Genomic DNA, 12,415 nt, shown 5'->3' with positions numbered 1-12,415 from the left:
ATGCGTTCCTTGGAGCAGGTCAAGCACTGGCCGGTGCGTCATGCCGCCGCGGCGGTGTGCACCGCGAGTGGAATCTCGGCCACCGGTGACATCGACCGGGTCTACCGGCTGGCCTCGGTCACCAAACCGCTGGTCGCCTACGGCGTCCTGGTCGCGATCGAAGAGGGCGCGATCGAACTCGATCAGCCCGCGGGCCCGCCCGGCGCGACGGTGCGCCATCTGCTCGCCCACACCTCCGGTGTCGCTTTCGCCACCCCCGAGGTGATCGCCGCGCCCGGTACGCGCCGCATCTACTCCAGTGCCGGCTTCGAACTGCTCGCCGATTTCCTCACCGCCGAGACCGGGATCGAATTCCCGCGCTATCTGCACGAGGCGGTATTCGAGCCACTCGGTATGACGACCGCGGTCCTCGAAGGTTCCGCCGGCCATGCGGGTAAGGCGTCGGTTCGTGACCTGACCTTGTTCGCCGCCGAGTTGCTGACACCCGAATTGATATCTCAGCAAACATTCACCGAAGCCACCTCGGTGCAATTCCCCGGCCGCGACGGCATCCTCCCCGGTTTCGGCTCCCAGCGACCCAACGACTGGGGATTGGGATTCGAAATCCGCGATGGAAAAGCCCCGCATTGGACCGGATCCGGCAATTCCGGACGCACCTACGGGCACTTCGGGCAGTCCGGCACCTTCCTCTGGGTCGACCCGGAAATCGCGGTGGCGACGATCGCGCTGAGCGACGAGAATTTCGGGGACTGGGCCAGAACAGCGTGGCCGAAATTCAGCGATTCCGTAATCGCAGAGACACATAACACGCTGTGAAGTAACACGCGCAACACCGAACACTTCAGTACACTCGGGCCACGCCAGTCCGCGACGGGTCGTTGGGGAAGACGCTCCTTGTCGAGGCTGGAGGTGTTGGTAGTGCGCGCATCGAGTCAGTTCGCTGACGCGACGGCGGGTGTGGTCTATGTCCACTCATCGCCCGCCGCGTTGTGCCCGCACGTCGAATGGGCACTGTCGACGGCGCTCTCGTCGCCGGCGAAATTGCGCTGGACCGCGCAACCCGCCGACGGACAACTGCGGGCCACCAGCGATTGGATCGGCCCGGTCGGCACCGCGGCCCGGATTGCCCAATCATTGCGCGCCTGGCCGGTACTGCGTTTCGAAGTCACCGAGGACCCCAGCGACGGCGTCGACGGCGAGCGCTACAGTTTCGTCCCCGCGCTCGGTCTGTGGCACGGCTCCACCGGCGCCAACGGCGACGTGATGCTGGGCGAGATGCGATTACGCGCACTGCTGCAAGCCGCGGGCGAACTCGGCGCCCACGGCACCTACGACCTGTCCGCCGAGATCGACCGCGCCCTCGGCACCGCCTGGGACGACGACCTCGAGGCCTTCCGCCAGGGCACCGACAGCACCGGCGCGGAAGTCACCTGGTTGCGCCGCGACGTCGGCTGACCTCTCGGCCGCACAACCGCGGTCCACCGCGCCGGCGCCACTGGGCCGCCAGTTGCGAGACCACGAACAGGGCGACGGCGACGGCGAGGAAATACGCCAGGGAGCCGTCGCGGCCGAAGCGGGGGAGGAAGGCCAGTTCCTGGCCGGTGGCGGCGACCGCGTTGAGGAACGGCGCGAAAGCCTGCAAGGTGTAGCCGTCAGGGAACAGGCTGATCGAGTTCTCGGCCACATAGACCCAGAACAGCAGGACCGCGATCGCCGCGGGCGGGGTGCGGATCAGCGAACCGGCCGCGATACCGATGCCGCAGGCGGCGAACGCGTAGAGCGGGACCGTCCACAGGAAGCGCACGCCGGCCGGATCGCCGATCGACACCTCGCCGTAGACCAGGGGGAACAGGGCAGGGAGCGCGGTCAGCACCACCACGAGCAGCACTACCGTCGACACCGCGGCGACAGCGCCGTAGAACAGCCAGCGCGCCAGGGCCGCGGTCCACAGCCGGGGGAACAGGAAAGCGTTGAGGTCGCGCAGGTTTCCGCGGGACTGGCTCGCGTGGGCGTAGGCCGCGGTCACCATCATGATGCCGGTCGCGAAGGTGATCACCCAGTAGACCGAGTTCGTGGTGCTGACCGAGGTTACCTGGAGCTGGCCGGGGATGGCGGCGAATCGTTCGGCGACGGTCGCGATGCCGAAGGTGATCAGCAGCGGCAGCGCCAGGGTCAGCGGCACGGCGATCAGCCAGAGGAAGCTGCGGCCGCCGGTGCGGGTCCACTCCGCGGCGAGGGCGCGGCCCACGGCGCTCATGCGGCGGCGCCGGTGATCCGCAGGTAGGCGTCTTCGAGCCGGTCGCCGGCGGGCACGAACTCCGGCAGGGGCGCGTCGGCCAGCACCCGGCCCGCGCCGAGTACGACGACGCGATCGGCATTGCGCTCGGCCTCGTCGAGCAGATGCGAGGTGACCAACACGCAACTGCCCGCGTCGGCGAGTTCGCGCAGCAGCCCGCGCATCCAGTGGATGCCCGCGATATCGAGACCGTTGAGCGGTTCGTCGAGCAGCACCGTGCGTGGTCGCGACAGCAGTGCCGCGGCGATGCCGACGCGCTGGAGCATGCCGAGGGAGAACTGGGCCAGCCTCTGGTCGGCGACGTCGGCGAGTCCGGTGGCGTCCAGCACCTCGGCGACGCGCCCGGCGGGCAGCCCGCACGAGCGAGTGATCCAGCGCAGATGACGGCGGGCGGTGTGGCGAGGATCGAACGCTCGGTAGTCCAGGTGCATGCCGAGCCCGGCGGGAGTGGCGCGACCGGCCCGCACCGGCACGCCGTCGACCTGGATCGTGCCGGTGGCGGGGCCGATGATCCCGCAGACGCAGCGCAGCAGGGTGGATTTGCCGGTGCCGTTGAGGCCGAGCAGATAGGTCACCGCCGCGTCGGGGACGGTCAGTGCGGGGATGTCGAGCACCGTGGTGTCCGCGAAACGCACGGTGAGGTCGCGGATGTCGATCATCGGGTCGGGTCAGAAGTCGCAGGGAATCGGCAGGCCGACGGTTTTCACACCGGCGCACAGTGATTCGTTGGCCAGTTTCCAGGTGCCGTCGATACGCTTCCAGGTCACCCGCATGGTGATGCTCGGGCGGCCGGCGGAGCTGCTGTGCAGGATCGCGGTGTGCACATCGCCCTGATGGGTTTCCGGGCCGGTCACCTCGTTCCAGCCCTGCGGCGCGCGGAACAGGCCGAGGTTGTAGACGGTGCGCGGCACGATGACCGCGTTCATGCCGCCCTCCAGATTCGCGGCCTTGGCCTCGTCGGCGGCCGGTGTCTCCACCAGGAAGCGCACCTGCTCGTTCAGTTCGGCCAGGGTGGGCACCTCGCTGGTGATGCGGAAGCTGCCCGGATCGGCCGACGCGGGCGCCGACAGCAGGACGGCCGCGATGGCGACGGTAAGGGCCGACGCCGCCCGCAGGATGCTGCTCATCATTTATTCAACCCTTCGGGTGATCGGAGTTACACTCCGGATTCCTGGCAAAATGCCAGTTGATGGCAGTAAGTTAGCCTAGCCTTATGGCGTCGGTCAAGGTTCATTTAAATAAGATCTAACCAAGGCTGCGGGCAACCCTGTCCGTCGGTGGTGCAGCGCGGAAGGAGGCGATCGGATGCCGGTGCGGAACTCAGCCCGCGATCGGCGCGGTCCGTGCCGATCGGGTGGTCAGCCGCAGGGTGACACCGCAGTCCCCACCTGCCTCGGGCCGCACATCGACATCGAATTGTGTTGCGAGCGTGGGCGAATGCCGTTCGAGAATGCGCTCGATCATGCCCTGCTGGATGCCGATCACGATCTCGGGCGCATTGCGCGCGATGCGGCGCAGCGGGCAGTTGCACAGCTGGATCTCGTGCGTACCGAAACTCGACACCGCCGAGGACACCTGGAAACCGAGCCGGGTCAGCGTCGTGGTCACGACGGTCACCGGATCCGGCAGCTCGGCGGGAGTCTCGCCGATATCGGTCAGGCTGTCGGCCCACATCCGCCCGGCCGCAGCGGCTTTCGCGCGTCGTGCGGCGGCGGTGTCGCCGAGCTGGGCCAGCAGCGCGTCCAGCACGGGCGCGGCGGGATCGGCGCCGACCGCCACGTACCCCTTGCGCGGGCGGCCCACCGTCTCCGACGGCAGCCAGGTGCCCTCCACCAGACCCGCGTCGATCAGCGCGTTCAGGTGGAACCGCGCCGTGGTGATGTGGATGCCCAGCGACTGCGCGACGACCGGCGCGTCCAGCGGCTCCAGCGAATCACGCACCAGCGCGAGCACCCTGTCGCGCTGCCGGGGTGTGCTGACCATCGGCGCTCCTCTCACGCCGTGACCGGCGACTTCTCCCTCGATTGTAGGACCGCCGCCGCGCGCGGCCGAACCGACAGGAACCCACCATGACCACACCGCTGCCCTTCGACCACCGCGATTCCGCGCACATTCCAGGGCACTGGCTGCTCGCCCGCCTGGGCAAACGCGTGCTGCGACCGGGCGGGATCGAGCTCACCGAACGCATGCTCGACGCGGCCGATCTGACCGGTGCCGACGTGGTCGAACTCGCCCCCGGCCTCGGCCACACCGCCGCCGCCATCCTGCGCCGCGACCCGGCCGGCTACCGCGGTGTCGAGGCCGACTCCGCCGCCGCCACGCTCAGCGCCGAGGTCGTCGGATCCGCGGGCACCATCACCACCGGTGACGCCGCCGCCACCGGCCTGGCGGCCGAATCGGCCGACGCGGTCGTCGGCGAGGCCATGCTCACCATGCAGACCGACGCGCACAAGGCCGACATCATCGCCGAGGCGTTCCGGGTGCTGCGCCCGGGCGGGCGCTACGCCATCCACGAACTCGCCCTGCAACCCGACGATCTCGACGACGCCGTCAAAACCGAGATCCGCAAGGCGCTGGCCCGCTCGATCAAGGTCAATGCCAGGCCGCTCACCCGCGCGGAGTGGACCGCACTGCTCACTGCGGGCGGATTCGTCGTCGAGACAGTCGATTTCGCGCCGATGGCGCTGCTGCAACCGCGGCGCGTGCTCGCCGACGAAGGGCTGCGCGGTACCGCCCGGATCATCCGGAACGTGCTGCGCGACAAGCCGGCCCGGCAGCGCGTGCTCGCCATGCGCGCCACCTTCACCACCCACAAGCGGGCGCTGACCGCCATCGCCGTCATCGCCAGGAAGCCGAACGCATGACCACCCTCGTCACCGACACCACCACCTGGCAGCCCAAGGACGGCGACCTGCCGAACATCCAGCGGCTGCTGGCCGGACCGGGAATCACCTTGGTACGCCTCAGTTTCCGGCAGGGCCAGATACTCGACGAGCACCGCGCACCCGGCCCGATCCTGATCAGCTGCGTCGCCGGGATCATCGACCTCGACGTCACCTCCGGCGCCGCCACCGAGTCGCATCGCCTGGCACCGGGTACCACCATCTACCTCGCCGCGGGTGACCCCCACCGCCTCGAAGCCCGCGAAGACGCCGTCGTCCACCTCACCCTCCAGCGAAACGTGACCGCCACGTAGTCGGACAGTTGATCACCAGGCTTCTACGGTGCACATCGGCCGAGAGGCCACCGCCACCAGAGCCTGGTGATCAACTGTCCAGGCTGGTGAAGGGTGCAGTGTTGGTGGTAGCCCAGGTGGCGAAGGTCGTTGCCGGGCGGCCGGTGATGTCGAAGACGCTGGTGAGCGGGAGGGTGGTGGGGTCGGGGGTGTAGGCGGTGAGGACATTGTCGACATACCAGGTGGCCTGGTCGCCCATGGTGGGGGCGAGGGCGGCGATGGTCTCCTCGCGGGAGGATTTCGCGAAGGTGAGTTCGCGGCCGAGGGCGGTGGCGATGCGGTCGAGCAGGTCGGTGCGGGTGAGGACCTCCGGGCCGGACAGGGGGTAGGCGCGGTTGCCGGTGCTGTCCGACAGCAGGGCGGTGGTGGCGACGGCGGCGATGTCGTCCATGGCGATCGGTGCGGTCGCCGCATCGGGAAACGGTTCGTGGACGACGCCGGTCGCGCGGATCTGGTGCGACCACGTGATGGTGTTCTCCATGAAGTCCGCCGGCCAGAGATGGGTCCAGGACATCCCGCTGTTCTCCACCGCCGTGCACACCGTGCCCCACCAGCTCTCCGGTTCACCCGACAGATCCACCACGTGCCGCACGCCCGCCGCACGGGCCAGGGCCAGCACCTCGGTGACAGTGTCGGCCGAGGGTGCCAGATACAACCGATCGACGCCGTCGAACGCCCCAGCCAGGCTCTCCGGTCGCCGCACATACCCCCGGAACGCCTCGACACCGGCCGGCAGCGCCGCCCGCTCGGGGTCGGTCGTGAGTGCGCGGATATCGGTCCTACCGGCCGCGACCAGGTGGTCGACGATCTTGCGGCCGATATTGGCGGTGGCTCCGGTCACCAGGATGGTCATGATTGTCCTTCCGGTCGGCTGTGCTGGACCACCGATTGTGCCCACTGGATTCGATTCCGGCACATGGCATCGCGTGCCGTCGACGGGTCCGTCGGCCGGCCACCACACCCGGGCCTGCGGGTCAGCCGGTGTGGCGGAGCTGGTTTCGGTACCGCTCGCCCCAGGTTTCCATCAGCGAGATGATCGGGATCAGGTCGCGGCCGAAGCTGGTCAGCTCGTATTCGACGCGGGGCGGGACCTCGGGGAAAACGGTGCGGGTGAGCACGCCGTCGCGCTCGAGTTCACGCAGTTGCGCGGTGAGCATGCGCTGGGTCACCTGCGGTATGGCGCGGCGCATCTCGTTGAACCGCGCCGTGCCCTCGCTCAACAGGTAGATGATCATGCCCTTCCACTTGCCGCCGAGGACATCGAGGGTGACCTCCACCGGACAGTCGAAATCGAGATCTTGCTTACGTGTGGCCATGCGCGTCCTCGTCTCACCGGCAAAGGTATGGAAAAGGGTACCGGGTAACAGAAATGTGCGTTCTTACGCGGAAATTCCCGGACGGGCAGGCTCGGTGGCACACGCCGATCCAGACCTGACAGGAGTTCCGAGATGGCCCAGCTACTGCAGCTCGATGCCAGCCCGCGCGAGTCGCGCTCACACACCCGCACGCTCGTCGGGGAGTTCGTCGACCAGTGGCGCGATGCCAGGCCCGGCGACACGGTGATCCACCGCGACCTCGGCCACCAGCCGCCCCCGCACCTCACCGAGGACTGGATCGCCGCCGCCTTCACCACCCCCGACCAGCGCACCCCCGCCATGCGCGCGGCACTGGCCGACAGCGACGCGCTGGTGGACGAGCTGCTCGCCACCGATGTGCTGGTCCTGGGCGTCCCCATGTACAACTTCGGCATCCCGGCGATGCTCAAGGCCTACCTCGACAATATCGTCCGCGTCGGCCGCACCTTCGCCTTCGACCCCACGGCCGCAGCACCGTACACCCCGCTCACCGCGGGCAAGCGCGCGTTCGTCATCGTCGGCACCGGTGACGCCGGCTACGAGCCGGGCGGCCCACTGGCCCACATGAACCACGTGGAGCCCTACCTGCGCACAGCGCTGGGATTCATCGGCATCGACGACGTCGAATTCGTCTACACGGGCAACGACGAATTCGGCGGCGAACGCCTACGCCACTCCCTCGAATCCGCCCGCGCCCGCGTCGCCGCCCTGACCGCCGAACGCGAGGTCGCCGTCGCTGTCTGACCGGTGACTTCGGCACGGAGCGTCCGGTCGTGAATCACCCACACCGCGTTCTCGCGGATGGGTGATCCGCCCGATGTGTCGGTGCCCGGCGGGCACCTAGCGTCGGGATCATGACTACACAACACATCGAGACACTCATTATCGGCGCAGGTCAGGCCGGGTTGTCGACGGGCAGTGCGTTGCGGCGGGCCGGTCGGCCGTTCCTGATCGTCGACCGGGGCGATCGCCTCGGCGACAACTGGCGCAGGCATTACGACTCGCTGCGGCTCTACACCCCGGCCAAGTACGACGGGCTGCCCGGCCTGCCGTTCCCGGCGGCGGACCCGTGGAGTTTTCCCGGCAAGGACGATGTCGCCGCCTACCTCGAGCAATACGCCGTGCACTGGGACCTGCCGGTCCGGATGAAGACCGGCGTCGACCGGCTGACCGCGCGCCCGGGCGGCGGTTACCTGGCGCACATCGGCGCCGACGTCATCGGCTGCGACAATGTCGTCGTCGCGACGGGGACCTTCGGCCGCGCGCCCCGGATCCCGGAGTTCGCCACCGACCTGGATCCCGCGATCACCCAGCTGCATTCGAGCCGGTACCGCGGTCCGGACCAGCTCACCGGCGGTCCGGTCCTGGTGGTGGGCGCCTCGCATTCGGGCACCGACATCGCCTACGAACTCGCCCGCACCCACCCGACCACCCTGTGCGGGCGCGACTGCGGGCAGGTCCCGCTGCGCTGGGATTCCCGCGCGATCAAGGTCGCGCTGCCGGTCCTGGTGTTCCTCTGGCGGCATGTCCTCACCCGGCGGACGCCGATGGGCCGCAAGGAGATGCGGCAGATCCGGTTCCACGGTGGGCCGATGCTGCGGGTCAAGCGAGCCGACCTCGCCGAACGAGGTGTCGAGCGGATCACCCAGCGGGTGCGCGGCGTGCGCGACGGCAAGCCCGAACTCGACGACGGCACCGTCCTCGATGTCCGGAACATCGTGTGGGCCACGGGATTCCGGCAGATCTTCGACTGGATCGAACTGCCGGTCTTCGACGCGGACGGGTGGCCACGGGAATACCGGGGCGTCGTCGAGGACGCGCCCGGCCTGTTCTTCTGCGGGCTGAGCTTCCAGTACGCGTTCTCGTCGATGGTGTTCCCCGGCGTCGGCCGCGACGCCGGATACCTCGCCCGCCGGATCGTGGCGCGGGCACCCGCACCGGCGTCCAGCGGGGCGGTCGCAGCCTGACCCACGGCGGTGACCTGCGCGTATCCTTGACCCAGGGTGATGCGCGATGAACGTGGTCGACTGTCTGCGGCGAGCTCGGGAGGCCTACGAGCGACGGGAATGGGTCGCCGCCTTCGACACGCTGTCCGGCACCGACGCTGGCCTGCTGCACGGTGACGACTTCGCCCGGCTGGCCACCGCCGCCTATCTGACCGGGCGCACCAACGACAGCATCCAGGCCATGCAGCGCGCCTACCAGCTGCATCTGGACGCCGGCGATCCGCTCGCCGCTGTGCGCTGCGCGTTCTGGCTGGCGATGACCCTGCTGACCACCGGCGAATCGGCGGTCGGCAGCGGCTGGGTCGCCCGGGCCGAGCGGCTGCTCGAACAGGCACCCGGCGATGTCGCCGAACACGGTTATGTGTGCGTGGCGGTGCTGTTCCGGCACCTGACGGCGGGCGAGTACGCCGAGGCGGCCTGCTGCGCGGACCGCGTCACCGACTACGGACGCCGGTTCGGGTGCGCGGACCTGGTCGCGATGGGACTGTCCGCGCAGGGCAGGCTGGCGATCTACGCCGGCCGGGTGCGCGAGGGGCTGGCCCTGCTGGACGAGGCCATGGCCCATGTCGCCGCCGACGGGGTGTCGACCTTGTTCGCCGGGCACATCTACTGCTCGCTGGTCGAGGCCTGCCAGGAGATCTCGGATTTCGCCAGAATGGAACAGTGGACCGTGGCATTGACCTCCTGGTGCGCCGATCAGCAGGGTCTGGTGCTGTTCACCGGGCAGTGCGCGGTGCACCGGGGTCAGCTGATGCGCGTGCACGGCGCCTACGACGCCGCGCTCGAGGAATTCGGCCTCGCCGTGCGCCGGTATCTGGCCGCGGAGACTGTAGCGCCCGCGGGTCTGGCATCGGCCGAGCGCGGCGACGTCCTGCGCATCCGTGGCGCCTTCGCCGAGGCGGACGCCGCCTACACCGCGGCCATCGGCTACGGACACGACCCGCAGCCCGGGCTGGCCCTGCTCTGGGCGGCCCGCGGCCGGACCGCCGCCGCGGTGGCCACGACGCGGCGGCTGGTCGCCGAGACCCCCGATCCGGTGCATCGCTCCCAGGTGCTGCCCGCCGCCGTCGACATCCTGCTCGCCGCGCGCGAAACCGCCGACGCGGCCGAGCTGAGTACCGAACTCACCGCTGTCGCCGCGGGATTCGACTGCGCGGCGCTGCGGGCGACGGCCGCCCGCGCCGCCGGATGCGTCGCCACCGCCACCGGCGACCACGCCACCGCGGTCACCGAGCTGCGCCGCGCCGCCCGGCTGTGGTCGGCGCTGGACGTGCCCTACGAGACGGCGCGCAGCCGGACCGACCTCGGGCGCGCGTTACGGGCACTCGGCGACGAGGGCTCGGCCGGTCTGGAATTCGACGCCGCCCGCCGGGTCTTCGCCCGCCTCGGCGCCGCCCCCGCCGAAGCCGAGGCGACGCGATTGCTCGCCCCCACCACCCCCGGCGGACTGACCGCCCGAGAGGTCGAGGTGCTGCGACTGGTCGCCGCGGGCCGCAGCAACCCCCAGATCGCCGCCCAGCTGGTCCTCAGCGAGAAGACGATCGCCCGGCACCTGTCCAACATCTTCACCAAACTCGACGTCACCTCCCGCACCGCGGCCGCCGCCTTCGCCTACGAACACGACCTGACCTGAGCGGCGGTACGTTCGGTCGCATCGGTGGACGCGAGAAGGGGCCCGTCATGACGATGTTCGACTACGACGCGGAACTGCGGCGGCACAACGAACTGTTCCGTGCCGCTGCCCGGGTCGGCGTGGGGGACCGGGTGCTCGACATCGGCTGCGGCACCGGGCTGACCACGCGCGAGGCCGCCCGCGCCGGCGGCAGCGTGGTCGGCATCGACGTTTCAGCGCGGATGCTCGAACAGGCGGTCCGGATCAGCGCCGAAGAAGGCCTGTCCGACATAGTTTTCCAGCTCGCCGACGCGCAGACCCACCCCTTTCCGCCCGCGCGGTTCGACCTCGGCATCAGCCGGTTCGGCACGATGTTCTTCCCCGACCCGGTGGCCGCGTTCACCAATATCGGGCGCGCGTTGCGTCCATCGGCCCGGCTCGTGCTGCTGGTCTGGCAGCGCTACGACCGCAATGCGTGGGCCACCGAGATCCTGCCGATTCTCGGCACCGACGGCTTCCTCGGGAGCCCAGGCCCGTTCTCACTGGCCGATCCCGCCGTCACTGCGCGGGTGCTGGCTGCCGCCGGGTTCACCGATCTCCGGTGCGCCGATGTCGACGAGCCCGTCTACTACGGCCCGGACAGCGCCGCCGCCCTCGACAATCTGCTCCGGCTGGAGTATTTCCGGCGCGAGCTCGATGCGCTCGACGCTGCCACCGCGGACCGGGCGCGCGCCCGCCTGCACGCGACCCTCGCTGCCCACGACACCGGCCACGGGGTCTACTTCGACTCGCGTTCCTGGCTCGTCACGGCCCGTCGGCTCTGAACCGGCGACCGGGGAATCTTTCGCCCCGCTCTACCCACTTATCCGTGTTCCGGCGCGCCTGTACCGTGCCCCGTGCCCCGTGCCCGGTGCCCGGTGCCCGGTGCCCGGTGCCCGGTGCCCGGTGCCCGGTGCCCGGTGACTGTCGCGGGACTAGGCAGCCATCGCCGCACCGAGCAGCAGGACGGCCGATAGCGGGCGGTGCGGTGTCGTAGCGGAGGCCGTCAGCCGTCGACCCGGCTCCACGGCCGGCGTGGCTCGTCCGCGCCGACCGTGGTCGCGGTGGTGAAGTCGACTTGGCGGCGGGCGTTGGACAGGGTGGTCACCACGCAGACGCCGACGGGGCCGAGGCGGTCGTAGAGGGTGGCGGTGCCGATGGAGACGCCGTCGGCGGCGATGGTGTTGTCGGCGCGCAGTCCGAGTTCGGCTCCGGCCGGCAGCCGCGACAGAGTCACGGTGACATCGGCATTGATGTACCCGGCACCTTCGGAACCCCAGTGGCAGACATGATTGGTGGCGTCCCCGAGAACCGCGGCACGCTGGAACGGAGTGATCTTCTCACCGGCCACCAGCGCAGGCAGATTGTGCCAGGCGAACTTGCGGTCCGCGTTCTGATTCGCGATGAAATCCGAATCCCATTCGCGCTCACCACTTTTGAACAACGGTGGCGCACCGTCCGGCGACACGGGCCGCTCCGGCGGCATCGGCAGCTCCTCGGCCGAACTCCACACCTGCCCGGGCGGCTCGGCACCCGGCGTGAGGAACAGCGCGGTCGCCCGCACCCGTTCGCGCCCCTCCTGCACGAGCGCGGCATCGACCACGGTGATCCGCGACCCCCGCCGCACCACCTCACTGCGAAACTCGAACGGCGCGTTCGCCACCGGCTGATACAGATCCACCGTCAACCGCGCAGGCACGAACCCCTCCGGGCAATGCCCCTCGAGCTCCCGCGCGAGCAGCCCACACACCCCGGTCCCACTCAACATGGCATCCGACCACGGACTCACCGCGATCTGCTGGGCCACCAGCCGATCACCCTCCCTGGCAAAGAAACTCACCACGCGCCGTTCCCTCCTCCTACTGGAAGTGG

The 12,415-nt window shown here is 69.7% G+C and carries 15 protein-coding genes; 8 read left to right on the top strand and 7 right to left on the bottom strand.

Features of this window, described 5'->3' with window-relative positions; all coding sequences use genetic code 11:
- Together ACFXK0_RS22580 and ACFXK0_RS22575 are read left to right on the top strand one after the other, a co-directional pair.
- Nucleotides 1-816, top strand: coding sequence for a serine hydrolase domain-containing protein (locus ACFXK0_RS22580; RefSeq protein ID WP_379412624.1), 816 nt, complete (start codon nt 1-3; stop codon nt 814-816).
- A gap of 102 nt (nt 817-918) precedes the next feature.
- Entirely contained in the window at nt 919-1,455 is a 537-nt protein-coding gene (locus ACFXK0_RS22575) for a DUF3145 domain-containing protein (protein ID WP_379412622.1), read from the top strand.
- Here ACFXK0_RS22575 and ACFXK0_RS22570 read toward each other — a convergent pair.
- The 4 genes from ACFXK0_RS22570 to ACFXK0_RS22555 all read right to left on the bottom strand — a co-directional run bounded on the left by ACFXK0_RS22570 (nt 1,427) and on the right by ACFXK0_RS22555 (nt 4,279).
- The gene (locus ACFXK0_RS22570) at nt 1,427-2,257 is read right to left on the bottom strand and encodes an ABC transporter permease (protein ID WP_379412621.1); all 831 of its coding nucleotides are present in this window, start codon (nt 2,255-2,257) and stop codon (nt 1,427-1,429) included. The two genes, ACFXK0_RS22575 and ACFXK0_RS22570, sit on opposite strands and share 29 nt — an antisense overlap.
- The gene (locus tag ACFXK0_RS22565; protein WP_379412619.1) at nt 2,254-2,955 is read right to left on the bottom strand and encodes an ABC transporter ATP-binding protein; all 702 of its coding nucleotides are present in this window, start codon (nt 2,953-2,955) and stop codon (nt 2,254-2,256) included. The genes ACFXK0_RS22570 and ACFXK0_RS22565 overlap by 4 nt, the downstream gene beginning before the upstream one ends.
- 9 nt (nt 2,956-2,964) lie before the next feature.
- A complete protein-coding gene (locus ACFXK0_RS22560) occupies nt 2,965-3,426 on the bottom strand; it encodes a hypothetical protein (RefSeq protein ID WP_379412617.1) in 462 nt (153 codons plus the stop codon).
- A gap of 190 nt (nt 3,427-3,616) precedes the next feature.
- Entirely contained in the window at nt 3,617-4,279 is a 663-nt protein-coding gene (locus tag ACFXK0_RS22555) for a transcriptional regulator (protein WP_379412616.1), read from the bottom strand.
- 86 nt (nt 4,280-4,365) lie between these two features.
- Between ACFXK0_RS22555 and ACFXK0_RS22550 the strand changes: the two genes are divergently transcribed.
- The gene (locus ACFXK0_RS22550; protein WP_379412614.1) at nt 4,366-5,160 is read left to right on the top strand and encodes a class I SAM-dependent methyltransferase; all 795 of its coding nucleotides are present in this window, start codon (nt 4,366-4,368) and stop codon (nt 5,158-5,160) included.
- The gene (locus tag ACFXK0_RS22545) at nt 5,157-5,492 is read left to right on the top strand and encodes a cupin domain-containing protein (RefSeq protein ID WP_379412613.1); all 336 of its coding nucleotides are present in this window, start codon (nt 5,157-5,159) and stop codon (nt 5,490-5,492) included. The genes ACFXK0_RS22550 and ACFXK0_RS22545 overlap by 4 nt, the downstream gene beginning before the upstream one ends.
- A 70-nt stretch (nt 5,493-5,562) precedes the next feature.
- Here ACFXK0_RS22545 and ACFXK0_RS22540 read toward each other — a convergent pair whose 3' ends face one another.
- Both ACFXK0_RS22540 and ACFXK0_RS22535 read right to left on the bottom strand, forming a co-directional pair.
- Complete coding sequence (locus ACFXK0_RS22540) at nt 5,563-6,384, bottom strand: SDR family oxidoreductase (protein WP_379412612.1); 822 nt, start codon at nt 6,382-6,384, stop codon at nt 5,563-5,565.
- Between the two features lie 121 nt (nt 6,385-6,505).
- On the bottom strand, nt 6,506-6,847 hold the full coding sequence (locus ACFXK0_RS22535) for a winged helix-turn-helix transcriptional regulator (RefSeq protein ID WP_379412611.1): 342 nt from the start codon (nt 6,845-6,847) through the stop codon (nt 6,506-6,508).
- Between the two features lie 132 nt (nt 6,848-6,979).
- Here ACFXK0_RS22535 and ACFXK0_RS22530 point away from each other — a divergent pair, with 132 nt between their 5' ends.
- The 4 genes from ACFXK0_RS22530 (at nt 6,980) to ACFXK0_RS22515 (ending at nt 11,328) form a co-directional block, all read left to right on the top strand.
- Nucleotides 6,980-7,630, top strand: a complete 651-nt coding sequence (locus ACFXK0_RS22530; protein ID WP_379412610.1) for an FMN-dependent NADH-azoreductase — start codon at nt 6,980-6,982, stop codon at nt 7,628-7,630.
- A 110-nt stretch (nt 7,631-7,740) separates the two neighbouring features.
- The gene (locus ACFXK0_RS22525) at nt 7,741-8,853 is read left to right on the top strand and encodes a flavin-containing monooxygenase (RefSeq protein WP_379412609.1); all 1,113 of its coding nucleotides are present in this window, start codon (nt 7,741-7,743) and stop codon (nt 8,851-8,853) included.
- A gap of 46 nt (nt 8,854-8,899) precedes the next feature.
- Nucleotides 8,900-10,525, top strand: coding sequence for a LuxR C-terminal-related transcriptional regulator (locus ACFXK0_RS22520; RefSeq protein WP_379412607.1), 1,626 nt, complete (start codon nt 8,900-8,902; stop codon nt 10,523-10,525).
- Nucleotides 10,526-10,572: 47 nt separating this feature from the next.
- Nucleotides 10,573-11,328, top strand: coding sequence for a class I SAM-dependent methyltransferase (locus tag ACFXK0_RS22515; protein WP_379412606.1), 756 nt, complete (start codon nt 10,573-10,575; stop codon nt 11,326-11,328).
- A 221-nt stretch (nt 11,329-11,549) separates the two neighbouring features.
- Here ACFXK0_RS22515 and ACFXK0_RS22510 read toward each other — a convergent pair whose 3' ends face one another.
- Nucleotides 11,550-12,386, bottom strand: a complete 837-nt coding sequence (locus ACFXK0_RS22510; protein WP_379412604.1) for a thioesterase family protein — start codon at nt 12,384-12,386, stop codon at nt 11,550-11,552.
- Between the last annotated feature and the right edge of the window lie 29 nt (nt 12,387-12,415).

This window comes from Nocardia sp. NPDC059177 (assembly GCF_042755165.1).
Lineage (GTDB): Bacteria > Actinomycetota > Actinomycetes > Mycobacteriales > Mycobacteriaceae > Nocardia.
This window is presented reverse-complemented; position numbering and strand designations above follow the sequence as displayed.